Annotated in this window: 23 protein-coding genes and 1 tRNA gene; 14 read left to right on the top strand and 10 right to left on the bottom strand. The window is 30.8% G+C overall.

The genetic code is table 11. The features are described from left to right. The first annotated feature begins 1 nt into the window (after position 1). From nth to MK083_02420, 3 genes are all read left to right on the top strand, one after another. Positions 2-655: an endonuclease III gene (nth, locus tag MK083_02430; protein ID MCH2673313.1), complete on the top strand. Its 654-nt coding sequence runs from the start codon at positions 2-4 to the stop codon at positions 653-655. Positions 656-748: 93 nt separating this feature from the next. Continuing rightward, on the top strand, positions 749-1,765 hold the full coding sequence (gene argC, locus MK083_02425) for an N-acetyl-gamma-glutamyl-phosphate reductase (protein MCH2673312.1): 1,017 nt from the start codon (positions 749-751) through the stop codon (positions 1,763-1,765). Positions 1,766-1,770: 5 nt separating this feature from the next. After that, a tRNA-Glu gene (locus MK083_02420) sits at positions 1,771-1,847 on the top strand. 5 nt (positions 1,848-1,852) lie between these two features. Here MK083_02420 and MK083_02415 read toward each other — a convergent pair. The 3 genes from MK083_02415 to MK083_02405 form a co-directional block, all read right to left on the bottom strand. Continuing rightward, complete coding sequence (locus tag MK083_02415; GenBank protein MCH2673311.1) at positions 1,853-3,055, bottom strand: DEAD/DEAH box helicase; 1,203 nt, start codon at positions 3,053-3,055, stop codon at positions 1,853-1,855. A gap of 109 nt (positions 3,056-3,164) precedes the next feature. Beyond that, positions 3,165-3,944 (bottom strand): aldolase/citrate lyase family protein, encoded by a 780-nt coding sequence (locus tag MK083_02410; protein ID MCH2673310.1) that lies wholly within the window; start codon positions 3,942-3,944, stop codon positions 3,165-3,167. A 76-nt stretch (positions 3,945-4,020) separates the two neighbouring features. Further along, positions 4,021-5,211 (bottom strand): hypothetical protein, encoded by a 1,191-nt coding sequence (locus MK083_02405; GenBank protein MCH2673309.1) that lies wholly within the window; start codon positions 5,209-5,211, stop codon positions 4,021-4,023. Positions 5,212-5,308: 97 nt separating this feature from the next. Here MK083_02405 and MK083_02400 point away from each other — a divergent pair, with 97 nt between their 5' ends. Genes MK083_02400 through MK083_02390 form a run of 3 tightly spaced genes read left to right on the top strand, consistent with a single transcriptional unit; the run spans position 5,309 to position 8,746 of the window. After that, positions 5,309-6,427: a mandelate racemase/muconate lactonizing enzyme family protein gene (locus MK083_02400; GenBank protein MCH2673308.1), complete on the top strand. Its 1,119-nt coding sequence runs from the start codon at positions 5,309-5,311 to the stop codon at positions 6,425-6,427. After that, positions 6,424-7,632: an MFS transporter gene (locus tag MK083_02395; protein ID MCH2673307.1), complete on the top strand. Its 1,209-nt coding sequence runs from the start codon at positions 6,424-6,426 to the stop codon at positions 7,630-7,632. The genes MK083_02400 and MK083_02395 overlap by 4 nt, the downstream gene beginning before the upstream one ends. Positions 7,633-7,642: 10 nt before the next feature. Next, positions 7,643-8,746 (top strand): Zn-dependent alcohol dehydrogenase, encoded by a 1,104-nt coding sequence (locus MK083_02390; protein MCH2673306.1) that lies wholly within the window; start codon positions 7,643-7,645, stop codon positions 8,744-8,746. Here the strand turns inward: MK083_02390 and MK083_02385 are convergent. Then, entirely contained in the window at positions 8,743-9,693 is a 951-nt protein-coding gene (locus MK083_02385; GenBank protein MCH2673305.1) for a hypothetical protein, read from the bottom strand. The two genes, MK083_02390 and MK083_02385, sit on opposite strands and share 4 nt — an antisense overlap. Positions 9,694-9,727: 34 nt before the next feature. Then, positions 9,728-9,919, bottom strand: a complete 192-nt coding sequence (locus MK083_02380) for a hypothetical protein (GenBank protein MCH2673304.1) — start codon at positions 9,917-9,919, stop codon at positions 9,728-9,730. Between the two features lie 101 nt (positions 9,920-10,020). On the opposite strand from MK083_02380, the gene MK083_02375 reads away from it, so the two are divergent. Next, positions 10,021-10,686, top strand: a complete 666-nt coding sequence (locus MK083_02375; protein MCH2673303.1) for a hypothetical protein — start codon at positions 10,021-10,023, stop codon at positions 10,684-10,686. A gap of 7 nt (positions 10,687-10,693) precedes the next feature. Here MK083_02375 and MK083_02370 read toward each other — a convergent pair whose 3' ends face one another. Continuing rightward, positions 10,694-10,894 carry a hypothetical protein gene (locus MK083_02370; GenBank protein ID MCH2673302.1) on the bottom strand — a complete coding sequence of 67 codons (201 nt, stop codon included), beginning with the start codon at positions 10,892-10,894 and terminating at the stop codon, positions 10,694-10,696. Beyond that, complete coding sequence (locus tag MK083_02365; GenBank protein ID MCH2673301.1) at positions 10,894-12,153, bottom strand: MFS transporter; 1,260 nt, start codon at positions 12,151-12,153, stop codon at positions 10,894-10,896. The genes MK083_02370 and MK083_02365 overlap by 1 nt, the downstream gene beginning before the upstream one ends. A 65-nt stretch (positions 12,154-12,218) precedes the next feature. On the opposite strand from MK083_02365, the gene MK083_02360 reads away from it, so the two are divergent. From MK083_02360 to MK083_02335, 6 genes are read left to right on the top strand one after another with little or no spacing between them, the layout of a single operon-like run. Next, positions 12,219-14,891, top strand: a complete 2,673-nt coding sequence (locus MK083_02360) for an MMPL family transporter (protein MCH2673300.1) — start codon at positions 12,219-12,221, stop codon at positions 14,889-14,891. An 18-nt stretch (positions 14,892-14,909) separates the two neighbouring features. Further along, positions 14,910-15,512 carry a helix-turn-helix domain-containing protein gene (locus MK083_02355; protein ID MCH2673299.1) on the top strand — a complete coding sequence of 201 codons (603 nt, stop codon included), beginning with the start codon at positions 14,910-14,912 and terminating at the stop codon, positions 15,510-15,512. Then, entirely contained in the window at positions 15,505-16,407 is a 903-nt protein-coding gene (locus MK083_02350; GenBank protein ID MCH2673298.1) for a methionyl-tRNA formyltransferase, read from the top strand. The genes MK083_02355 and MK083_02350 overlap by 8 nt, the downstream gene beginning before the upstream one ends. 4 nt (positions 16,408-16,411) lie before the next feature. Continuing rightward, entirely contained in the window at positions 16,412-17,782 is a 1,371-nt protein-coding gene (locus tag MK083_02345; protein ID MCH2673297.1) for a TldD/PmbA family protein, read from the top strand. After that, positions 17,775-19,085: a TldD/PmbA family protein gene (locus MK083_02340; protein MCH2673296.1), complete on the top strand. Its 1,311-nt coding sequence runs from the start codon at positions 17,775-17,777 to the stop codon at positions 19,083-19,085. The genes MK083_02345 and MK083_02340 overlap by 8 nt, the downstream gene beginning before the upstream one ends. Beyond that, complete coding sequence (locus MK083_02335) at positions 19,085-20,146, top strand: HEAT repeat domain-containing protein (GenBank protein ID MCH2673295.1); 1,062 nt, start codon at positions 19,085-19,087, stop codon at positions 20,144-20,146. Before MK083_02340 ends, MK083_02335 begins: the two co-directional genes overlap by 1 nt. Here MK083_02335 and MK083_02330 read toward each other — a convergent pair. Next, the gene (locus MK083_02330; GenBank protein ID MCH2673294.1) at positions 20,143-21,102 is read right to left on the bottom strand and encodes an ROK family protein; all 960 of its coding nucleotides are present in this window, start codon (positions 21,100-21,102) and stop codon (positions 20,143-20,145) included. The genes MK083_02335 and MK083_02330 overlap by 4 nt on opposite strands. A 20-nt stretch (positions 21,103-21,122) precedes the next feature. Next, positions 21,123-22,013 carry a hypothetical protein gene (locus MK083_02325; GenBank protein MCH2673293.1) on the bottom strand — a complete coding sequence of 297 codons (891 nt, stop codon included), beginning with the start codon at positions 22,011-22,013 and terminating at the stop codon, positions 21,123-21,125. Positions 22,014-22,281: 268 nt separating this feature from the next. On the opposite strand from MK083_02325, the gene MK083_02320 reads away from it, so the two are divergent. Beyond that, complete coding sequence (locus MK083_02320) at positions 22,282-23,034, top strand: SDR family oxidoreductase (GenBank protein MCH2673292.1); 753 nt, start codon at positions 22,282-22,284, stop codon at positions 23,032-23,034. 45 nt (positions 23,035-23,079) lie between these two features. On the opposite strand, the gene MK083_02315 is transcribed toward MK083_02320, so the two are convergent. Further along, complete coding sequence (locus MK083_02315; protein ID MCH2673291.1) at positions 23,080-24,330, bottom strand: Gfo/Idh/MocA family oxidoreductase; 1,251 nt, start codon at positions 24,328-24,330, stop codon at positions 23,080-23,082. Between the last annotated feature and the right edge of the window lie 61 nt (positions 24,331-24,391).

Here is a 24,391-nt window from a genome sequence, read left to right as displayed (position 1 = left end):
TATGCTAAAAAAAGATAGAGCTTTTTTTATAACCACTGAACTAGATAAGATATATCCAGAAGTACCTATTCCCTTAAATCATGAAAATAAATTTGAGCTACTAATCGCAGTATTATTAAGTGCTCAGTGTACAGATGAACGAGTTAATAAGGTAACTCCAAATCTTTTTTCGAAAGCAAATAATCCTGAACAAATGATGAAATTACCAACAGAAAAAATTTTTTCTATAATTCGATCTTGCGGTTTAGCACCACAAAAATCAAAAAATATTTCTAAGCTTTCAAGAATAATTGTAGAAAGACATAATAAAAAAGTTCCTGAAAGTTTTTTAGAGCTAGAAAAATTACCCGGAGTTGGTCATAAAACGGCAAGTGTCGTAATGTCACAAGGATTTGGTCATCCAGCCTTTCCTGTGGATACCCATATACATCGTTTAGCGCAAAGATGGGGACTTACTAATGGTAAAAATGTCATACAGACTGAGAATGACTTAAAAAAGATTTTCCCTAAAAAAAGTTGGAATAAACTTCATTTACAGATTATATTCTATGGCAGATCTCACTGTACTGCTAAAGGATGTGATGGAACAAAATGCAATATATGTCGAACTTGTTATCCAAATAGAAAAAAACCATTCAAGGCTAATAAACCATAGCACAGAGTGTTTTTACTCTTTCTCGAGAAATTATTTATGTAAAATACTATGAGAATTTAAGATAAGATTAAGTTTTACAAAAAAAAAATAGTAATGTTAAACGTTGGCATCATAAATATAACTGGATATGCAGGTTCTGAAATTGCTAGGCTTGTATATTCTCATCCAGAATTAAATCTAGTTTCAGCAACTGGAAGAAGTAAGGCTGGGAAATATCTTGATGAAGTTTTTCCTCATCTTGAAAAAATAAATATAAAAATACAAGAAGAACTTAGCGATAATGTTGACTTCGTATTTTCAGCATTACCCCACGCAGCAAGCGCTGAAAAACTATCTCAATATGTTGATAGTGGTATTCCTTCAATTGATATATCAGCCGATTTTAGACTAAAGGATCTCGATACATATGAAGAGTGGTATGATATCAAGCATCCAAAGCCAGAATTAATTTCTCAAGCAACCTATGGATTACCGGAACTACATAGAAACGAAATCAAAAATAGTAAATTAGTAGCCAATCCAGGATGTTTTCCTACAGGCGGAATACTATCTATGGCTCCAGCAGTACAAAATGATTTAGTGGAAGAATTAATTATAGTAGATTCAAAAACTGGAATTTCTGGTGCAGGAAGAACAGCTAAAGAAGCTTTTGGGTTTTCAGAACTAAATGATAATTGCGCCGCTTATGGAACTAAGGGGCACAGGCATCAACCTGAAATAGCTCAAGAACTTAATTTATTAGGTGAAAATAAAGTAAAAGTTTTATTCACACCTCATTTAGTATCTATGACAAGAGGGATTTTAGGCACTAATTATGGATCTTTGAAAAAAGATTTAGGTGAAAATGAAGTAGTTGAGCTATATAAAGAATTTTACAAAAACGAACCATTCATTAAAATAGTAAGTGAACCTCCTGCAACAAAGCATACTTGGGGTTCTAATTTTGTTTATTTGTATCCTTATGTTAGAAAGGATACTAACACTTTGGTAGTAATTAGTGCTCTAGATAATTTGGTTAAGGGTTCAGCAGGAGCCGCAATTCAAAACATGAATCTAATGCAAGGTTTTGAAGAAACTTTGGGAATAGGTGCCTTACCTGTTTACCCATAACGTATGCCCCGTTGGTGTAGTGGCCTAACACGCCTGCCTTTCACGCAGGAGATCACCGGTTCAAATCCGGTACGGGGTACCAAAATATCATTTTCTGGATTTTTGATAATATTTTCTTGATTTAGAATTTCTTTTTCTGTTCCTGTTTCTTTTCTTAAATTCTTTTTGACCTACTTTTTTATTATCTGGAACTTGCTCAGGATTCTTTAATTCTTCCATTAGATTTTCTATAGATTTCCACATTCTTTTATCATTAGGAGTAATAAAGCTTACAGCTTCTCCCACTGAGCCTGCTCTAGCTGTTCTTCCAATTCTATGTATGAAATCTTCAGGAACTTGTGGTAAATCATAATTTATTACATGTTCTATATGAGGTACATCTAGGCCTCTTGAAGCAATATCTGTAGCGATTAATATTCTAAATTTATCATCTCTAAAATCTTTCAATATTCTACTTCTTTTATTTTGCCTAAGATCTCCATGAAGTGCTGAGCTTTTAACAGTATCTTTCATAAGACGTTTTTTCAATTTTTCTGTTGAATATTTTGTTCTTACAAATATAAGTATTGAACCTTTTCTAAGTGCTATTTCATCAACTAATTGATTATATTTGAGCTCAGTTTTAGTATTTAGTATTTTTTGTTTTATCTGAGTTTTTATTACGTTATTTTCTTTTACGTCTGCTCTTTTAGGATTATTTAAATATTTTGAAGATAATTTAATTATTTCTTTTGGAAGAGTCGCTGAAAATAATAATGTTTGTCTTTTGGAAGGCAAAAATCTAATGATCTTTTCTACTTGATCTTCAAAGCCCATATCAAGCATTCTGTCAGCTTCATCAAGAACAAAGAAATTAAAATACTTAAGGTTTAGAGTTCTTTTTTCTAGATGGTCATTTATTCTTCCTGGAGTTCCTACTATAATTTTAGGCCTTTTCTTAAGTTGTCTAAGCTGATTATTCATACTGGCTCCGCCAACAATTAATGCCGTTTCTATTTTACTCTTATAGCCAACAAGAGATTTCGAAACATCAGTAACTTGTTGAGCTAATTCTCTAGTTGGAGTTAATATTAATCCTGAAATATTTCCTAATGTAGAAATATGATGAATTAAAGGTATAAGATACGCTGCTGTTTTCCCTGAACCAGTCTCAGCACTGGCAAGAATATCATGACGCTTCAAGGCAATAGGAATAGTTTTAGATTGAATCTCAGTGGGATTTTTAAAACCTAAAGCTTTTAATGATTTGTTTAGATTATCAGATAAATTATATTCGTAAAAAGACTGCATAAATTGTTGGTAAAAAGTATCACCAACATCAATTCTATACTCTTATCGATCTATTGACTGATTGATAAGAGTACAGGTTTATACATTTATGTATTCTTAATCTTAAGGATTATTTTCGATTGATAGAACTTAATCCGTTATTTATTCCTTTATTTGCCCAAGTTCCCCATGGCATTGTAAAGAATTTATAGCCTTTTTCAACGAAGAAATTAGGATCCATAGTTGGAGGGATAAAATACATACCAGGAACAACACCATGTTTCTTACAAGCTTCAGCAATAATATCTAATCCTTTTTCTTCATATACACTACCTTCAAAATCTAAAGAAACACCAAGTTCTATAGAAAGATCGGAAGGTCCAATTAATAAAACATCTACACCATCGACTGATAAAATTTCATCAATATTATCAATAGCTTGTTGAGTTTCTATCATTGGAGCAATTACAACCTCATCGTTATACATATCAAGATATTCTCGATATCTTTCTTTTGTTGTATACTCTGCAATATCTATACCCCAATCTCCTCTAATTCCTGCGTTACTTCTATCCCCTAAAGGAGCATATTTGCATGCTCTTACCATAGCTTCTGCTTCTTCTTTGGTGTTTACCATAGGAACAACTATTCCTCTTGCCCCTGCGTCTAATGCAAAACAGATTAAGTCTGGTTGATTTGCACTAACTCTAACCATTGGGGCAGCATTTTTACCTGCCATAGATGCAATAGCTGGGATAAATTCTTTTACCATATATGGTGAATGTTGTGTATCAAAAAGAATGAAGTCTAAATCGGTATCAGCCAACATACTCATATTCTCAACCCATGGAGATCCAGCTGTCCCAACAACTGTTTTTCCAGCTCTTAAGTTCTCTTTTATTTTATTCATATTTTTAACCCTTCATAATTATTTTTAAATAAATAAGTTAGTTAAGAAAGATATCATAATTTTTTAAAATTTATTTTTATACTGCTCTATCTCTTAACCACTCTTCTGTTATTTCTAATCCAAAACCAGGAGCATCAGAAGGAATTATATATCCATTTTTTATAACAGGTGTTCCAGGTAACAAAACCATCTCTTCTAAAGGTACCCCTGGAGGAGCAACTCCTTCAGATCTTTCAGCCCATGGAACAGCTGGCATAGAAAATGCAAGATGTTGCCCATAAGGATAATTTGTACTTGCATGAGGAATAACGGATAATCCATGAGCTTCTGCTATATGACATATCTTTATTCCTGCTGTTATTCCTCCAACCCAATTAAGATCTGGCTGAAATATATCAACTATTCCCTTGCTTGCAGCAACTGCAAAAGGATAAATAGAATACCAATGTTCACCAGTAGCAAGAGTTTGCCAAGGAATTCTATTTCTTAAGTTTTGATAGCCATCAAGATTTTCAGGGTTCAAATAGTCCTCTAACCACTTAATTCTATAAGGCCTTAATGCCTCTGCAAGCCTAACTGCATATTCATTATTTAAGGACATCCATGCATCAACTGCTATCTCAATATCGTCTCCAACTTGTTCTCTTGTAGAAGCAACTAATGCTTCTGCCCTATTAATTCCCTCAAGATTACTTTCTGGTCCCTCCCTTAAGAACAACTTAACTGCCTTAAATCCTAATTCTAAAAACCAGTCAATACTATTTTTTGTTCCATAACTAAATTCCGTATTACTTGCATAACAAAATATCTTTTCTTTTTGTGGGCCTCCAATGATTTCATAAACGGGCCTTTGTAAAACCTTTCCCTTAAGATCCCAAATTGCATTATCAACTGCACTAATAGCAAAACTTGATAACCCAGATGTTCCATAGGGGATAGTTGATTGTTGCATTATGTCCCACAACATTTCAGTAGACATACAATCTTTTCCAACAAGAATTTTTGCAAGGTGATCATTGATTATTGATTCAGTTACTCCTGAATAAAGAGTAAAACCAAATCCCCAGGTTCCATCTTCACCTTTTACAATACAAGCTGTCCTTTTCCATCCTGCACTCCATTCAGATCTAGGAATACCAGGATATCTGTTCATTGGACTTACCATTCCTCTAGTATCATAGGGGTCTTTTGACTTGGGTACTCGAGGTTTAGTTTTTATATTAGGCTTTAAGTCTATGGCAAAGGCTTCAATTGATTTAATTTTCATGATTATGCCCCATTTGAGTATAGTTTACTATTGGTTATTTATATAACATTTGAAAATTATCATATCCAATATAAAAAAGGTTTGTACAGAGGAAAATATGAAAATTAAAGACTTAAGAGTTTCAAAAACCAAATTAATAGATTATTTGGGCGATGTAGAGCCCGCTTGGAGTCCAGGTAGTACTGTTAAATCAACAATTGGTGGCACCGAATTCACTGAGATTGAATTAGAAAATGGTGACATTGGAATTGGACCTGGATGTGATAAAAGTATTTTAAGTAGTGCAAAAGAATATTTAGTGGGAAAAAATCCAGTAGATGTAATTGACCACTTTAAGTACCTAATCTATCAATGTAGAAATATTCCTTATAACGGACTAGCAGGTATAGACATAGCCCTATGGGATTTAAAGGGCAAAATAGAGAATAAATCTATTTCAAATATTCTAGGAAGAAAAAAAGATTATCTTATTCCCTATTCAAGCTTTGTTATTTTATCAGAACCAAATGAAAGAGCTGAAATGGCAAAATCTATTCAACAAGAGGGATGGAAGGTTATAAAAGTTAGGCTTCATCATTATGAAGCAGATAAAGATATAGAGACAATTGAAAAAATAGTTGAGAAGACTTCAGGTGAAATTGAAATTCTAGTAGATGCTAACCAGGCACAATCGAGCTACCCTTGGCAACCAGGTGTTATTTGGGATTTTGATAGAGCAAAAAAAATGAACGAAGCTATGAGTGATTTAGGTTGCTACTGGTTAGAAGAACCTAGACCTAGATTTAACTACGAAGAATTATCAGAATTAGTTGCAATGAATAAAACAAAAATTGCTGGAGGAGAAAATAATACAGTTGTTGCTGACTTTTATCACATGGTAGAAAAAAACACATATGATGTATTACAACCAGAATCTATGGTTCTAGGCGGCATAACCCCATTAATAGAAATTGGAGAGTTATCTCTAACATCAAATAAAGAAATTGTTCCACATCATGGAGGCGGAGATATAGGAGTTGTCGCTCATATGCACTTACTATCAAGTTGGGAGAATGCTCCCTTTTGTGAAATGCTAAACGACCCTCCGCTTAGTAGCTACAAGAATAAATTTTATATTTTTAATGAAAAATTAGACGTTATAGACGGAAAGATTGAGGTCCCTGATAAGCCTGGATTAGGTGTGACAATCAAAGAAGATCTAATCCTAAGAGAATGAGTCTATCGATACTCAAACCACAGTATAGAAGATGGTATATTGCAACCACAACATTTCTATCAGTAGGTACTTCAATAGGTTTGATTCAATATGCTTTTCAAGCATTTGTTATTCCTCTAGAAGAAGAATTTGGATGGTCAAGAACAGAAATAAATTTATCTCTTTCTCTAGGAATAGCTAGTTCTTTTATTGCTCCTTTTGCAGGTAGATTTTTGGATAGATTTGGATCTATGAAAATCATGGCTTATTCTCTACTAATAATCAGCATTGGATTCTTTATAAGAGGTTCAATGAACGAATTATGGCAACTTTATTTATCTAGTATTTTGCTTTATGTCGGGATACCTGGTGCAACTCAACTTCCGCTTGGAAAACTAATGGGACTTTGGTTCCCTAAAATTCGAGGTAGAATGATTGGATTTACTATGGCTGGAAATAATTTTTCAGCGGTTATTTCTGTTCCAATAGCTACTTTCCTAATTCTTTCTTCAGGATGGCGATCTGCCTTTTATGTTCTAGGAGCTTCAACCTTTATAGTCTTAATTCTTGTAATAATATTTATAAGAGATGATAAAAATTTAGATTTTTCTGATAAATCTTCGAGTAAATATAAATCTGTAAATAATAAATCTGATTTTGAATTATCAGAAGCTATGAAAACAAATGCTTTTTGGTTTTTAGCTATTGGATTAACATTACAACAATTTGCTAGAACAACCGTAGTTATTCAATTAGTGCCACATTTTGTTTCACAAGGAATTAGTACAACATTAGCATCATCTATGATGTCTGCTTTTGGAATTTTTGCTGTTCTAAGTAAGCTTATAAGTGGTTATTTAAGTGACTATATACCTTCTAGATTTATTTTTATAATTGTTGTAATTTTCCAAATGATAGGGATTCAATTTGTTCTTTCTAATAATGAAATCTTATTGTGGATTGGATCTTCATTTATGGGTTTTGGAATAGGTGCCATGGGAGTACTAGGTCCTGCTGTTACAACAGAATTATTTGGTCTAAAGAGATACTCCTCTATATTTGGTGCTCTAAATTTTCCTATTGCAATACCTATTATTATAGGACCAATTTTTTCAGGAATTATTTTTGATAAATATCAATCTTATAATATTGCATTCAATATAGTAGAATTACTCTTAGTTATTGCAATTTTAAGTTTTATTTTCGTGAAAATAAAAGAAAAATAAGGAAGTATTAATGGTAAAAGCTGCAGTTTTATACGAAGCAAATAAGCCTATGCTTATCAAAGATCTAAATCAAGAATCTCCTAAAAGTAATGAAGTAAAAGTTAAGATGTTGGCTGCAGGAGTTTGTGCATCTGATCACCATATTATGAAAGGGGAAACTGCTTTTCCTATGCCTATAGTAGTTGGTCACGAAGGAGCAGGAATAGTTGAAGATATAGGAGAAAATGTTCAATCTGTAACCAAAGGAGATAGATGTATTTTATCTTTTGTTGCTAGTTGTGGCTCTTGTGTGTCATGCAGAACAGGCTTAGGTAATTTATGCGACACAAATAGACTAACTGGTACGAAACAATATGATGGAACCTTCAGACTAACTGATGAAGATAATAATGATATTCATCAAATGGCAAAATTAGGTGTCTTTGCAGAAGAAATAATTATTCCTGAAAATGCATGTTATAAAATTGATGATGATGTACCAATAGAGGTTGCATGCTTAATCGGTTGTTCTGTAACAACAGGTATTGGTGGAGTAATAAATCAAAAAGATATTTTCCCTGGAGCTACTATTGCAGTTTTTGGAACAGGAGGAGTAGGACTTAATAGTATCTTAGGTGGAAGTTTGATGAATTCCTCGAAAATTATAGCTGTTGATATTTTGGATAGCAAACTAGAGTTTAGCTATAAATTTGGCGCTACTCATACTATAAATTCAAAAAATGAAAATGCTGTTGATAAAATTTTAGAACTAACTAATGGTCAAGGAGTAGATTTTGGATTTGATGCATTTGGAAGCCCTATTACAACTGAACAAATGATGGGATCATTAAAAAAAGGAGGAACTGGAGTTCTTATTGGATTAGCTCCTATTGGAGCGAAGGCAAATATTGATCTAGTAGACTTGGTAAGGGATCATAAAACTTTATTAGGATCATATTATGGCTCTGTATCCCCTCATGTTACCTTTGAAAGAATAATTGATTTTTACAGATCAGGAAAAATTGACATAAATTCAGTTATAGAAAGAAAATATCCCCTTGAAAAAATCAATGAAGCTTATGAAGACTTAGAATCTGGAAAAGATGGAAGAGGAATTATTGATTTTACTATCTAAGTAGTTATTAGCATTATTCCAACTGCATAAACCAAAACTATAGAAAAAAGTGTAGAGTTTATTATCAGGCCCTTAGCTCTTGATTTGAGGAAAACTGTAAGACCTGCTAGAGAAATAAGTAACAATCCAGTGATAGTAGCTATGATGTGAGAATTTTCAAACTGTTGCACAATATTTCCTGAATAGAATATATCTGTATAGAAAATTATAGTTACATTAAATACACAACTGCCAAATAATCCAGCAACGCCTAGATCCGCAGCCTTTAGTCTAACTGAGGCAATAAAAGATGATGCTTCAGGCATTGATGTAACTAGTGAAGAAACAATGATTCCAAGTGTACTTGAGGCAACTCCTGTTTCATGAGATATGTTATCTACACTATAAGCCAGGAAATATCCTGAAAATATAACTCCTATTGAAATCAAAATAAAGTAAGTCCAAGCCTTCATAGTAGAAATTCCAGAATCATCTTCTTCATCTTCTTCTTGCGGTTTCAAACTGTAAGTAACCCTTAATCCTATTACATAAAAGACAATAATTATAAGTGAGGATAATCCAATATTGAAAAATGAGTAAGAAAAGTTAATGAATGCAACAATAAGAACAACTATAGTCATAAAAATTGATAAAGATGCCAAGTAAATTTGACTGCTAGAAATTTGATCAATAACAGTTTTACCACCAAAAAATAGAGCTACTGCACCGAATATTAGCATATTTACCATATTTGATCCTAAAATATCTCCTAAGGCAAGTGCCGGATTTGGTGGATCAAGTAATACAGCAGAAATATTAGCAGAAAGTTCAGGTAAAGAAGTAGCCAAAGCTACAAGTATACTTCCAACGAATAATCTTCCTAATCCAGTAATAGAAGCCAATACATCACCATATTTCGCTAAATATGATCCAAATACTACCGTAGCTAAGGCACTAAAAAGAAAAATTATTATATTCAGAGTTAAGATATCTATGATTTGCTCACCATTGACCAGTTTTAACTAAAAGGAAACCTATTATAAAAATTAATACAAAAGTTGCAATAGAAAATATTATTATGGGTCTTAGAATTTTTTGAAAGGTACTCAAATTTTCATAATTATGATTTATGTAGTCTTCCCAAGGATCAATAACCCTGTTTTTATCTTCTAAAACTTTAATATTTTTTTTCATTAGCCATCTTAAACTATAATAAAAACAATTATATCTCAATTCAAATTAATTACCTCTTAGTATAAACTTTCGATAACATAACTCAATTAAATGGAGGATAAATGTTTGATTTTATTGGAGTTGCAATAGGGATTCTTTTTGCAATATTAATAGTAAGTGGAATAATTTTCTTAATTGGTTATGCTTTTAAAAACACTGGAGTTAAGATTAGTTTCGATATCTCATTAAATGGCTATTTCTATTTTGTGAGATTAATTTCAGGAGGGGTTTTTTGCTTAGCAGGAATTTCTAGGATTCTCCAAGGAATATTTGCAACAGTTTTTGGAAATAGCTTTAGCTTTCAAATAGAATCGTATAGCTCAAACGATAGTGAAACAATGGTTCAGATGTTTAATGGAAGTGTTGAAGCTAGCTTATTTACAGGAATAACGACTGCAATAATAAGTGGAATAATTTTTCTAGTTCATGCAAGATTGCAATCTAAAAATGAATCTAATATGAAACAAGATCCATCTACAGATATAATTTTCAAGATGCTTGTATTTGCCGGTACAATATTTTTTGGCTTAATAACTATCGTTGCCCTTGTTGGATCAATTGAAGAACTATATAAATTTATTTTGTTTGATTCAATAAAAGAGGTTGAAGACTGGAGAAAAGGGGTACCTGGAGAACCGCTTTCTATAGCATTAAGTGCATTAATTGGTTGGACTATAACATTAAGAAGATTGATTAGAGTAATTTCAAAAAGTAAAAAAGATTCATAGTCTATTTTTACCGCCTATTTTTTTTTGAAATCACCAAAATGGATATAAATAAAATAAAAATAATTAAGAATCCAATTGTAAATACTGATATCCAAAAGTTATTTGAAAAGCTTGAAATAAAATCCACTACCCACTCTGCAAATTCAGGATTAATAGAATCACCATGATGATTCCTAATAGATTGTTGCCCCTTAATTTCTAAAAACATTAGACGATGTTCTCAGAAATTTTATTATAGAATCTAGAAGAAAACTTCTTTTCTCTTATAGTAAATGATGCAATCGTTGCTATTATTAATGAAATTACTCCCACCCAAAGGCCTAAATCATAATCGCCGTAATAATCATAAGCCATTCCAAATAAAATAACAGATCCAGCTCCTCCTATTTGATGAGACATATTTATTAGTCCTACTAATGAGCCTAACTTTTTGTAACCATAAATTTCAGATGTTAATGCAGTAGTTAATGGAACAGTAGCTAACCAAGACATTCCTCCTATGATGGCAAAAGCCCACAATGCAATTTGTCCAGAAAGTAGCAATAAACATAAGAAAGCTAAGCCTCTAACAAAGTACACCATCGCTAAAATATATCTTCTTTGAAACATATCTGAAAAATATCCAGAACAAAATACAGAAATTCCATTAACCGCGCTTAAAACTCCAAAGGAGAATGCTGCTTCTGAAGCAGATATGTTTTCAGAAATTGCCCAGTTTATAAAATGAACAGAAATAGATGCTGTGGTAATGCCACAAACAAAATATCCTATAGAAAGTTGCCACATTGGTTTTGAATTATATGCTGCAGACCAATTATCCACCCATAGTGGACCATTTTCGTCTATATCTGAATCTAAGTTATCTGATATTAATATTTCATTATCTAACTCTCTTGGATCATTCTTAAGAACAATAATAAATAATGGAACTACAAAAATTAATCCAAATAGCCCCATTATGATCCATGCTAATTGCCAACTATAGTTTAGAGTTATAAAAGTTAATAATGGGATGAAAAATAAACTTCCTATAGATCCTCCTGCCATTACTGCACCCATAGCAACTCCTCTTTTTTTTGCAAACCATTTTGATAAAAGGATTCCTACTGGACCTCCAGTAGCTGTTGCAAATGAAATAAGAAATCCATAATAAATAGATAAAGTTATCACATTAAATGATGTTGCTACTAAAATAGAAGACAAAGATATTATTATGGCTGAAAATATAAGAATAATTTTAGGGCCATATTTATCGGACAATTGACCAATAATGGGAGCAGCCAAGCCATTAACTAACCACCCAATACTTGCCGCTAAGCTTATTGATGATACATTAGTTTCCCATTCTGACTCCCATAAATCAACAAAAATTCCAAATCCTTGTCTAGTGCCAATGCCAAGTGCCATAGATAAAAAAAGGGCAATAACTATTAACCACCCATAATAAATTTTTGGTAATTTTTTCATGACAATATAATTAACATTTTAGTAATTTATCTAAATTATTCCTAGAGTATACTTAGAATAGGCTTATGAATATTTATGAAAGCATATCTAAATTCTTTGTAGAAAATCCGACAAAAATATTTTTGTTATTCATTTTTACTACAATTGGACTAATTTTATCATACTTGTTTATACCTTATAGAGGAGATGCTTCAACATCTCCCAATGATCCAATTATAGATCTAGATAAAAAGATTTCACTTGAATTTTCAGATGAGGCACATTTTGCTTTTTTTATTTTAGAAAGTAAAAATGGAGATGATATTCTTTCCAAAGATAACTTATTAAACATATATCTGGCAGAAAATAAACTGAGAAAGGAAGATATTAATAAAAAACTTTCTCCCGAAACTATATCTCCAAAGGAACATTTATTCTCTTACATTGATTCTGAGACTGGTACTAGTGTGAATGGATTACTAACTATTGCTGATATAGTAAATGAAATTTTGAACAATAATCCAAATTTCAATAAGTCATTGAGTGAAGCAAGTAATGAAGAAGTGAAAGAAGTTCTTTCTGTAATTTTAGGTAATGATGACTTCACTGAAGTAGGAAGAAACATAAGTGTTCACTCTAGCATCTCAAAAAGAAACATAAACGGAAAAGAAATAGACTGGTGGACTTCTCCAGCAATAACTATTGCTGTTTTAGCTGACAATGAATCTTTAGGAGGAGGATCTCAAAGAGTAGCTCTATCTGGAGATAAAGCTACTATTGATAAAGAAAAATTTAATACAAAAGTACTTGAATTACTAAAAAAAGAACTACCTCAACTAAATGTTTGGGGAGTAGCAATTGATGTCAATTTAGAAGGAGAAAGACAAGGATTTTCATCTGCTTTATTCATAACACTAACAGTAATTGCTGCCATTGCAGTAGTTGGCTTTTCTCTCAGATCTTACTGGGCAGTAGTTTTAATAGGCATAGGTCTTTCCATATTAATGATATGGCTAAAAGGATTTTCTTATTTACTAGGTCTTAAAGGGGGCTTAGTTGCTGACATGATAGTTCCAATCGCCATGATTTCACTTGGAGTTGACTTCGGAGTTCACGCTATAAGAAGATATCAAGAAGAAAAAAATAATGATATATCTTTCGATAGAAAATTTATAATAGCATTCACAGGGGTTGGGGCAGCACTAACTCTGGCGTTTATAAGTGATGCAATTGCTTTTTTATCAAATATTACAGCAGGTATAGAATCAATAGTTCATTTTGGACTTGCAGCAGGAGTAGCAACTTTTGCCGCGTATATAGTACTTGGAATTTATGCACCATTTCTACTGTCTAGAATAGAATCTTTAGACAATAAAAGTAATATTTTTAGTAACAAATTGTTTAGATTATTCTTATCTCTAGGTTCAGCAGGAACTGCAGGAGGGTCAGTGATTGTATTTTTACTTTTATCTCCAATATTAGGTGTTTTGTTAGCAGTGATAAATATATTATTCTTTTTGATTACACCTATATATTTCGTAAGAGGAGAAAGGCCAAAAAATAAAAATCCACAATTAAGAATAAGTTTTTTTGAAAAATTTGAATCTTATTTTAGTTCAATTATACTTTTTTTCAGCGGAAAGCCGATAATTACAGTACTCTTCTTTTCCTTGATTACAATTTATACAACATTTTTAGCATTCAAGCTAGAAGCTTCCTTTGAAGTGGCAGATTTTTTTAACCCACAATCTGATTTTGTAAAAGGATTAGATAAATTGGATTATCATTTAGGAGATACTACAGGAGAAATAGGATTAATATATATAAAAGGTTCTCTAGATAAACCAGAGGCAATTAGTGACATTAAAAAACTGGTAAATAATTTAGATAAAAAAGATTTTTTGGCTCATGATACTAAAGGAAACCTTTTATTAATTGAACCCAATATTTTATCCCTTCTAGAATTTGGAGGAATTGACACTACCGATCAATCAAAAATAAAAGAGTATTTTAATCAATTGATTGATAATGGTTTACTGACAGATAGCCTAGAAACAATTTTTTCACCAAACAGAATTAAGTTTGCATTAATAAAATCAGAAAATGATTTTTCCACTGTATTGAGAGTTGGAATTCCTGATTCTGCAAGCCAAGGAGTAACTACCCTAGCCAGAAATGAAATAGAAAAAGAATTAGATATTTTGAAGGATAAAGATTATTTTTCTGAATTTGGAATTACAGGATCTCCATTTGTAAGAGATGTTGAACTTTCAAGTGGAACTAATGCATTGTTTAGATCTATTCCTTTAGCGGCCTTAGCTTCTTTTATAGTCTTATTTATAACCTTTAGATCAATTAAGTACGCATTTATAACAACTTTACCAATTGGATTAGTAGTGAGTTGGTTATATGGAATTATGTATATTGGAGGGTACTCATTAAATTTTGTAACTGCAACAATAGGAGCAATTTCAATTGGTGTGGGAATAGATTTTTCAATTCATATTACTCAAAGATTTAGAGAAGAAATTAGAAAGAATAGTAAAGAGGTTGCCTTGAGAAAAACATTAAATGGCACAGGAATAGCTTTACTAGGTTCGGCTCTTTCAAGTATGGCTGGCTTTGCAATTATGGGGATGGCTCCAATGCCTCTTTTTGCAAGCTTTGGTCAAATAACAGCAATTATGATTCTTTTAGCCCTAATTTCCTCAGTTTTTGTGCTTCCCAGCTTATTAGTTTTAGTTTCTAGAAAAAAATAATATTGTAAAATTTATTTTATGAAAAAAAATAATTCAGAATATTCTATCGGTGAAATATCTAAGATTACCGGAGTCTCTTCTTCCGCAATTAATTATTATGTAAGATCTAAGATATTAGAATCTCCTAAAAAAATATCAAAAACAAGATCAGTTTTTAGTGAAAATCATATAGAAAAAATAAAGGAAATTAAGAGTTTAAAGAATGAAGGATTCCCTCTAAAACTTATCAAAAAAAGAATTAATTCCATATCAACCGAAATCAAAGAGAAATTCACAGTAGAAGAGATATTCAGTATCACTAACATAACAAAATTCTTCTACGAGGAATTAATATCTCAAAAATTAATATCTGAACCAGAAAACATAGAGGAGAATTTATTTCATCCAAAGTCAATAATCAAATTAATAATGTCCTATAAAATATTAGTAGAATTAGGAGTAACCTATGAAACTCTTAAGAGACATGGTGAGTATCAAAAACTAAGTGAAGCTGAAGCTTATTTTCTAATGGAGCATCTTGCAGATGCTAGAAAAAATAAATCAAAAGTTAATGAGTTCGCAATAGTAGAAGCTTTTGAAAATATAAGACAATATAATAGGATGGTTTACTTTCATGATTAGAATTTCTATTATTGGACAATCTGGGTTTGGAAAGAGTGTTACTAAAGAAATAAAAAAAATGGAAGGTGCAGAAATAGCTTCCATTTTTACTCCTGATAATAAAAAAGATGAACTCTACAAGTTTGCAATGGAAAACAATTTGAATGTCCATAATACATCACGACTAAGAGATAAAGAATCAATAGAAAATTTTAAGAAATATCAAGTAGATTTACTTGTTATGGCATACGTAACAGATATTGTACCATTGGAAATTATAAATAACCCCAAGTTGGGGACTATTCAATATCATCCTTCTTTATTGCCCTTACACAGAGGCCCTTCATCAATAAATTGGGCAATCATTAATGGTGATAAGAAAACAGGAATTACTATATTTTGGCCAGATGAAGGATTAGACACAGGACCTATTCTTATCCAAAAAGAAGTAATTATAGATGATGATGATACTACTGGAAGCTTATATTTTAATAAATTATATCCAATTGGGGTAGAAACTATAATTGAGTCAATAAATTTGATTATTCTAAAGAAAGCCCCAAAAATAAATCAAAATGAATCAGATTCCACATATGAAACTTGGTGTTCACAAAAAGAAATAAAATGGGATGAAAGTGCTGAAAATATTTATAATCTAATTAGAGGTTGTGATCCTCAACCAGGTGCGTGGACGTTAATAAATTCAAAAAAAGTATTTTTATATGACTGTAAACTTCAAAAAAATAATCTGAAAATAAATAATCGTGAGTTATTTTTTTCTGAAAAAGAAGTAAGTATAGGAATTAATGATAAGAAACTAATTATTGGAAGAATGAAAACTGAAAAAGAAAAGAAAATAAGTTCTATCGAATGGATAAAAAATAATGAAATTAATCTTATGACAAAGGTTGGATGAGCATATGGATAAGAATTATAGAAACCTAATAAATGACTCTATCAAATTAGATTTTGGTGATTACAAAGAAATCAGATTAGAGGAAAATATATCATCAAGAATAACCTATAACGGAAAAGAAAGAGAAAATATTTCAATAAATTCTAGATTAGGAGGTTCAGTTCGTGCAATGGCTAATGGTGGGTGGGGGTTCAGTAGCTTCAATGACATTTATCAAGCTCCCTTGAAAATGAAGGAAACTATTAATTTGGCAAAATATAATTCTAACGAAACTTTTGCAATAGAAAAAGGTAAGCCTATAGAAACTACAGTCAAACCAATAATAAAAAAAGATCCTAGAAAAATCAATCTAGATGAAAAAATTAGGATTCTAGATCATTACAAAGATTTAATGTTAAGCCAAAAAGATATCGAAAATTGTGACATAATTTATTCTGATACAGATAGAAAGGTTATCTTTGCAGATAGTAAAGGTAATAATATTGAACAAAATTTTATTCACGTTATTCTGAGAATAGCTGCTTATAGTTCAGATGGTAACGAAATGCTTCAGTCTGGTTTCTCAATTGGATCACTAGGAGATTTTGAAATAGTAGAAAATTTAGATTCTGAAATATTGGAGTGTACTAAAAAAGCAAGGGAACTAATCAGTGCCCCCAAAGTAGATGGAAAGGAAACTACTGTTGTTTTAGATCAAATTCTAGCAGGAGTTTTTGTACATGAAGCTTTTGGACATTTATCTGAAGCCGATAATGTATATGAGAATGATAGATTAAAAGAAATATTAAAACTGGGAACTAAATTTGGTAATAAAGATCTAAATATTACTGATGGGGCAAAAATTCCTGAGCTTAGAGGGTCTTATGAATATGATGATGAAGGAACACCTGCCACTAAAACTGCATTAATAAGAGAAGGAATACTAACTGGTAGGCTTCACTCCAATGAAACTGCAAGCAAGATGTCAGAAAATCCTACTGGAAATGCTAGAGCTATTTCATTTGCTTTCCCTCCAATAGTTAGAATGACAAATACAATAATAGAGAATGGAAAAGATAAAAAAGAAGATATTATTGCTGATACTAAAGATGGTCTTTATGTAAAGAATTGGTATGGAGGGATGACTGAACATGAAATGTTTACATTCTCATCTGCTGAAACATATAAAATAGAAAACGGAGAAGTAAAAGAAACCTACAGGCCTGTGAAGTTATCAGGTAATTTATTCACTACTCTTAAGAATATTAATGGTATTGCAGATGATATAAAAATAAATCAAGGTGGAGGATGTGGTAAAGGAGGGCAAATGCCTTTACCTGTTTCAAATGGTTCTCCTCATATAAGAATTAATAAGTGCTTGGTTTCTAATGGATAATTTAGAAAAAATAAAGAAATATTTAAATAATAATTTTGATCAATACGAAATATACGAAGAAAGCAGTAACTTAAGAAGTATATCCTTTGAATCAAATAATCTAAAAGAAGTGTCATCGAATCAATCTCAAGGTTTTGCAGCAAGGGGAATAAAGAATAATAACATAACCTTTTCATCTTCTTCTAATTATGACTCAGAAAGTTTTATTTCTAACTTTAAGGAACTATCTGAATATCCAATCCCAATAAATATAAAATTCCCCGAACAAGATGAATACAGGAATACAATTTTATACGATGATAATGTTAATTCTTATCAAAATGAATATCTTATAGAAGTATTAAGTAACGAGATAAAAAAAATTAATAAACTTTTCCCAAACTCTCTTTGCGATGGAGGTTTTTCAATTGCAGAAGGAACAGGTAAAATAACTAATTCTTCAAAATTAGACGTTGGCAAAAAAGAAAGTTTTATAAGTTTTTATATTTCTTCACAAATTATAAATGGGAACGATATGCTAAATATCTATAAGTATAAAAACTCTGTTAAGGATATTTCTAAAGAAGAAATAGATCTAATGGTATCAAAATTGTGCGAAGAATTAGCTATTGCTCAAGTTATTAAGAGTACTCCTAAGAAAGGTTGTCCAGTAATATTTACACCTCATGGACTATATCAAACTTTATTATCTCCACTATTAGTATCCTTTAGCGGAACAAATCTTTCTAAAAATTTATCTTCTCTTTGTGGCAAGGAAGGTATTCAATTATTTGACGAGAAAATCACACTTACTGATAATCCTCATATTGATTTTTCACCTGCTTCAAGAAATTATGATGACGAAGGAGTAGCAACTAAAAAAAATATATTAATTAATAATGGTGTATTTAATAATGGATTATATGATCTAAAAACTGGAAATGAATCTTCAAAAGATACCACAGGTTCTGCAGGTAGATCTATTCATTCAAGCCCCACTCCAACAACATCAAATATTGTAATGAAAAAGGGTCAAAAGAAAATAAATTCAATGATTTCAGAGATTGAAGATGGAGTTCTCGTGGATAATTTGCTTGGTGCTGGGCAAGGAAATGAATTATCAGGTAACTTTAGTGCAAATATATCATTAGGTTATAAAATTGAGAAAGGTAAAATCGTAGGTAGAGTTAAAAATACAATGATTTCAGGCAATTCTTTTGAAGCACTAAAAAATGTTGAAGAAATTAGTATAGAAAAAGAAGATGTGTATGGTTCTATGTCTCTTCCATACTTACAAACACAGAATGTAGAAATTTCTTACTGATGAAAAAAATAAATTACAAAGAGCTAAATTTCGATATATTTGATAAAACTTATGATGAAATTATAAAGCTCTCAGACGATCAAATATTAGATTTTCTAGGAGATATTCAGGATTTTGAAAATAAAAATAAAGGTTATGATTTTGAGACATTAATATTAAGATTTCTACATCATAAAAATAATAAAATAAGATTATTTGTAACTAAATATATAGAAAATAGTAGTGATTTTTCGCTTGTTAGAAAATTAAGAAAAATCATAGCTGATGAAAAAGACAGTAATATAAAATTACAAGCTATTAAGATACTTGGAAAATGGATAGAAATTCTAAGTTCAAAGAATAATAGAAAAAATGAAACAAATAGGCTCATGAAATTTGGACTTGAGTTTATTTCAAACTCAATATCTAAATCTGATCAAAATAATATGCTTATGAGTATAAGTCACCTAAGTAACGAAGAAATAGATAAACTAATAATTGATAAATTTAATAGCAAAAACTTAGATGATAATATTACTGCAATTATTTCTATGGGTAATAATGGAAATATAAAATGGATACCATTGATTGAAGATCTATTAGAAAATGATAATCATGAGATTAGATCAAAATCTTGTATATCCTTAAGCCTCATAGGTAATGAAGAACATTTAGACCAAATTAAGGATCTTTTGGAAGATGAAGAATTAGATACCCAAAAAGCAGCGGTAGAAGCTATTTTTAATATCGGTGGACCTTATTCTAAAGACATACTTGAAAAATTAAGATTTTCACCAGAACCTGAAATTATCGAATTAAGTAAAAATAAAATTGCAGAATTAAATAAATTTGAAGAACTTGAATCGGATCCTAATGAAACCAATAAAGATGATTCTGAAAAAGAATATAATGATGATGATTTTGATGAATATGATGCTGCAAAAATAGAAGGGTGGGGATCACTAAATGAAGATGGAACATCATTTATTGCTCCAGATGCTATTGATGAAGATATCAATGATCCTATAAAGTCTCTTTCGGATTATGAAAAGCCCATAGAGCAACCAGATATTGATGACTAATTTCTAGCAATAATTGATGCTCCCAACAATGATGCATCTTCTCCTAAACTGGTCATTTGTATTGGGGGATTAGATTGGTAAAATGGGATACAGTACTTTGATGTCTCGAAAATTATTTTTTCCCAATATAATTTACTTAATGCTTCAGCTACTGAACCTCCTAAAATGATTACCTCTGGATTAAGAGTAGCTAAAATAGAAGCCAAGCCTCTCCCTAAATTCTCTAAAACTTGAGTGACAATTACTTTAGAGAAAACATCATTTTTTTGGGAAAAATCTATTACTAACTTTGAATTTATATCTTCTATTTTATTATTATTTAAGATATCTGTTTTATGACCATCTGTTATCATCGATTGAGCTATTGAAGCAATAGCAGTTCCTGATATGTTACCTTCCAAACATCCTAGACACCCTAAAGAACATCCTGGTCCACCAGGGTTTATAATTATATGCCCAACTTCCCCAGCAAACCAATTTTCTCCTTGAATCATATTACCATTTGAAATAATACCTGCTCCTACACCAGTTGAAACAGTAATATAAATTAGATTTTTAGTGCCTTTCTTTTTTCCAAATTTTGTCTCTGCAAGAGCAGCTAGTGTAGCGTCGTGACCAACTTTAGACGTAATACCTGTAAATTTTTTAATGGTAGGAATTAATGATTTTTTATTCCAATTACTTAGATTAGGAGGATTTAAGTACTCTCCAGTTATTTGATTAATAGGCCCAGCAGATGAAAAAGCTATTCCTTTTATTGGAATACCTTTAGCAATTTCATGGCATAGCTGAGAAATTTTTTCACCGGCTATCTCAATTTCAGAGGAGGGGTCATTTTCTATTTTCTTTTTTTCTAATAAATTACCATTAGAATCAATTAATGCTACTCTGATATTTGTACCACCAATATCAGCCCCAATAACTAAGTCAGAATTTTCATCAATCTCAATATTCATAAAAATTATTATACTATCAATTAATTTATTAACTCAGATATATCTAATTCCTGAATTTCTTCTTCACTTATTCCACATTGATAAGCAGAATTTATTATTTTTTCAGATAAAATTCCAGTCAGAAGAAATTCTAGAACATCGCTTAATTCCAAAGTTTCAGATAAACATGAAAAACGTTCATCTCCTAATACTTGATCTTCTAATTCTTGAGGGATATCTAATGACTGTTCAGGATCAATAAAATCTAGTTCGAAATAGGCTAATAATTTTTCTGAATTTATTCCACATTCTTCTATATCATTAATAATTTGAGGAATTTCTAATAAAAAATTATCTCCTAAACCTGAGAAATTTATTGCCAATTTATCTGATAAACATATTGAAGAATTTTTATCTAAACCGGAAGATGATAATTCTTGAGGAATATCTGTACATTCAACCAAATAGGGCATTAAGGATAAAATTTGAACAGGAAAGTTTCCTGAATTTAAGTAAATTGAGTCTAAAGAATCCATTATTATATTATTATCTGTCTTAAGAGCAATACATTCTAAAGAATCTAAATCATTCGGTAAAACATTTAAGATAGGTTCATTATCTATAAAACTCTCAAAATTAAGTGAAAAATTTTCACGAGACAAGGATCCCAAACAAAATAAAGAGGATAAAGAATAGGTAAAAATAGGTTTACCAAAACTATCACCTAAATAATCAAATTCAGAAGATGATATTTTTTCCTCGATACATTGTTTTTCTTCAATACTTAACACAACATTATTTGAAAGAAGAAGCCCTTGAATTATTCTGAAGTTGGTATTTTTAGATAAACATCCTGACATTTCTTCATTAGGAAGAGAATCTGAAGAAACAAAATTAACCATTTCATCCTTATTATTAAACTTAGATGACAAGCAATCTTTTTCTGATTGAGACAATTCATTGTAAAATAAACTGAAATTTAGTAATGGATTTATAGTAAGGGGTGATGTTAAATCAAAATCGTTGAGATCACTATTTTGATCACAGCTTATAAAAATAGATATAACAAAAATTAAGAATAAAAAAAATTTCTTCATATATATATTTTATCAATTTTATATTCTTTCAAAATAGAATATTATTTGAAAACAATGTAAATTAATATCAACTTTTCAAATTAGAGTAAATTTATGGAGAAATATGAATAGACTTTCTAATAAAGTAGCATTAATATCTGGTGCAGCTAGAGGGATAGGCGAGTGCACTGCTAAATTATTTGCAAATGAAGGCGCCTCTGTGATTATTGGAGATATAGATTATTCTAAATGTAAAAAGACTGCAAAAAAATTACAAAAAGAAGGTCATGATTGTCTAGCAGTAAATTTAGATGTCACAAAAGAATCTGATTGGAAAGGAACTATTTCAGAAATAAATTCAAAATATAAAAAACTAGATATACTCGTTAATAATGCTGGTATATACAGCACTGTGCCAATTGAAAATACTAAATTAGATGACTTTAACAGCATCATATCAGTAAACCTAACAGGAGTTTTTCTTGGTACTAAATACTCTATACCTTTATTGAGAAATTCTGATGGAGGATCCATCATAAATATTTCGTCGACAGCAGGTTTAGTGGGTAATTCAGGTAGCGGTGCATATGGTGCATCAAAAGGGGGAGTTAGATCTTTAACAAAATATACTGCTTTGCAACATGCTATGGATAATATTCGAGTAAATTCTTTACACCCTGGACCAATTGAAACTGAAATGCTAGCAGATAAATTATCAAATTTAGAAAGTAGATCAGCATCAGAATCAAAAATACCTTTAGGAAGGATTGGTACTATAAAAGAAGTTGCAATGGCAATTCTTTTCTTTGCTTCAAACGAATCTAGTTATATAACTGGAGCAGAGTTGGCAATTGACGGAGGCCTTACTGCTCAGTGAGCTAAAGTAATCAAGATCAATAAATAAAACTATGGTTTAATAAAATTAATCCAAATTAAGATATTCTTGATGTCCACTGATTGAAAAATCCTTTATACTAATTTTTTCATCAACATAACCTGTTTCTATAAAAGAATAAGCTAATGATAATGAAGAAATTCCTTCAAGAACACCAACCTCTGGATCAGATTTTTTTTCTAGAGAGTTAACAAAGTCTAAGTACTCTAGTGCAATTAATTTTTTATCATAATCTTCAAAACAAATATTAAACCCTGAGTAATCAAAATCACCAAAAACTTCCCTAGTTATTGGATCAAGTTCGAAATCAGGAAAAAAATTTCGTAAGTCATCTCCATGATATTTTTGTTTATTTATTTCTAATGTAATAGGTTTTCCGGATCTAGAACTTGACCTCTTTAAGCTCATCTTTGTCCCATGTATCCAAGATTCATTGAATTTCAAGTTTGGTATTGCATCAGATATTAGTATAGAACCTAGTGCACCAGATTCAAAAATAATTGAACAAATCACGGTATCAATTGCATCCTGGGATATAGATTTATCAGATTTATATTCTTCAATTCTATGACCATAAAAATTTTTTAGGACATGATTACTTTCTTTCATTGGAATAAGATTTCTTTCGGGCAATATAATTTTTGAGTAACCATTCACATATTCTACTGGGCCCAAAAAATATAATAAGAGATCTGCATTATGTATACCTGCATCAAGAACAATTCCTCCTCCTTTATTTTTCTTTGCCCTCCATCCTGTTCCATGCATAACTTTACCCTCAGAATAAGAACTTTCAAAGTCATAAGCAAACAAAATATCTCCAAATTTCTCAGAACTAATTACATACTTTGTAAAGCGATTTATTGGATCTCGTCTGAAATTTTCAAATACTGAAAATGTCTTCCCCGTTTTTTTTTGAATAGCTAACAATTCATTAGCAAGTTTTATTGATAATGCGATTGGTTTTTCACACATAACATTTAGATTATTATTCATACTTTTTGTTGCAATTATGTGGTGAGTATCATTAGTTGTAGCAATATCAATAGAATCAAGAGATAAATTTGAATTAGATAAATCTTCAAAAGTCTTAAATAATGGAAGTTTTTTACCTGAATGATTAAAATATTGTTGTTGTAAAAAGGATGAAGAATCTTCATTAAAATCAACAAAGGCTGCTAGATCAAGTTTTTTATCATATTTCAAATACTCTATGTAACCTAATAGATGTCTGAAGCCCATTCCGCCACAACCTATTAGAGCAAATTTGGTTCTCATGATTAATTAATCTTTCTTCACCTTAGTTATAATATGTTCAGTAACAATAATTGTTATTTTT

The sequence above is a fragment of the Dehalococcoidia bacterium genome (assembly GCA_022451965.1).
Classification (GTDB): domain Bacteria; phylum Chloroflexota; class Dehalococcoidia; order Lucifugimonadales; family Lucifugimonadaceae; genus TMED-70.
Note: the sequence above shows the minus strand (reverse complement) of the source record. Positions and strands in the feature narration are given on the sequence as shown.

What these genes read in the sequence shown, in the direction of transcription:
- MK083_02400 (MCH2673308.1), top strand. Translation starts at nt 5,309, where the DNA reads ATGAAAATTAAAGACTTAAGAGTTTCAAAAACCAAATTAATAGATTAT.
- MK083_02365 (MCH2673301.1), bottom strand. Translation starts at nt 12,153, where the DNA reads ATGAAAAAATTACCAAAAATTTATTATGGGTGGTTAATAGTTATTGCC.
- MK083_02340 (MCH2673296.1), top strand. Translation starts at nt 17,775, where the DNA reads ATGGATAATTTAGAAAAAATAAAGAAATATTTAAATAATAATTTTGAT.
- MK083_02345 (MCH2673297.1), top strand. Translation starts at nt 16,412, where the DNA reads ATGGATAAGAATTATAGAAACCTAATAAATGACTCTATCAAATTAGAT.
- MK083_02315 (MCH2673291.1), bottom strand. Translation starts at nt 24,330, where the DNA reads ATGAGAACCAAATTTGCTCTAATAGGTTGTGGCGGAATGGGCTTCAGA.
- MK083_02320 (MCH2673292.1), top strand. Translation starts at nt 22,282, where the DNA reads ATGAATAGACTTTCTAATAAAGTAGCATTAATATCTGGTGCAGCTAGA.
- MK083_02360 (MCH2673300.1), top strand. Translation starts at nt 12,219, where the DNA reads ATGAATATTTATGAAAGCATATCTAAATTCTTTGTAGAAAATCCGACA.
- MK083_02330 (MCH2673294.1), bottom strand. Translation starts at nt 21,102, where the DNA reads ATGAATATTGAGATTGATGAAAATTCTGACTTAGTTATTGGGGCTGAT.
- MK083_02350 (MCH2673298.1), top strand. Translation starts at nt 15,505, where the DNA reads ATGATTAGAATTTCTATTATTGGACAATCTGGGTTTGGAAAGAGTGTT.
- MK083_02370 (MCH2673302.1), bottom strand. Translation starts at nt 10,894, where the DNA reads ATGTTTTTAGAAATTAAGGGGCAACAATCTATTAGGAATCATCATGGT.
- argC (MCH2673312.1), top strand. Translation starts at nt 749, where the DNA reads ATGTTAAACGTTGGCATCATAAATATAACTGGATATGCAGGTTCTGAA.
- MK083_02390 (MCH2673306.1), top strand. Translation starts at nt 7,643, where the DNA reads ATGGTAAAAGCTGCAGTTTTATACGAAGCAAATAAGCCTATGCTTATC.
- nth (MCH2673313.1), top strand. Translation starts at nt 2, where the DNA reads ATGCTAAAAAAAGATAGAGCTTTTTTTATAACCACTGAACTAGATAAG.
- MK083_02335 (MCH2673295.1), top strand. Translation starts at nt 19,085, where the DNA reads ATGAAAAAAATAAATTACAAAGAGCTAAATTTCGATATATTTGATAAA.
- MK083_02380 (MCH2673304.1), bottom strand. Translation starts at nt 9,919, where the DNA reads ATGAAAAAAAATATTAAAGTTTTAGAAGATAAAAACAGGGTTATTGAT.
- MK083_02415 (MCH2673311.1), bottom strand. Translation starts at nt 3,055, where the DNA reads ATGCAGTCTTTTTACGAATATAATTTATCTGATAATCTAAACAAATCA.
- MK083_02405 (MCH2673309.1), bottom strand. Translation starts at nt 5,211, where the DNA reads ATGAAAATTAAATCAATTGAAGCCTTTGCCATAGACTTAAAGCCTAAT.
- MK083_02355 (MCH2673299.1), top strand. Translation starts at nt 14,910, where the DNA reads ATGAAAAAAAATAATTCAGAATATTCTATCGGTGAAATATCTAAGATT.
- MK083_02375 (MCH2673303.1), top strand. Translation starts at nt 10,021, where the DNA reads ATGTTTGATTTTATTGGAGTTGCAATAGGGATTCTTTTTGCAATATTA.
- MK083_02410 (MCH2673310.1), bottom strand. Translation starts at nt 3,944, where the DNA reads ATGAATAAAATAAAAGAGAACTTAAGAGCTGGAAAAACAGTTGTTGGG.
- MK083_02395 (MCH2673307.1), top strand. Translation starts at nt 6,424, where the DNA reads ATGAGTCTATCGATACTCAAACCACAGTATAGAAGATGGTATATTGCA.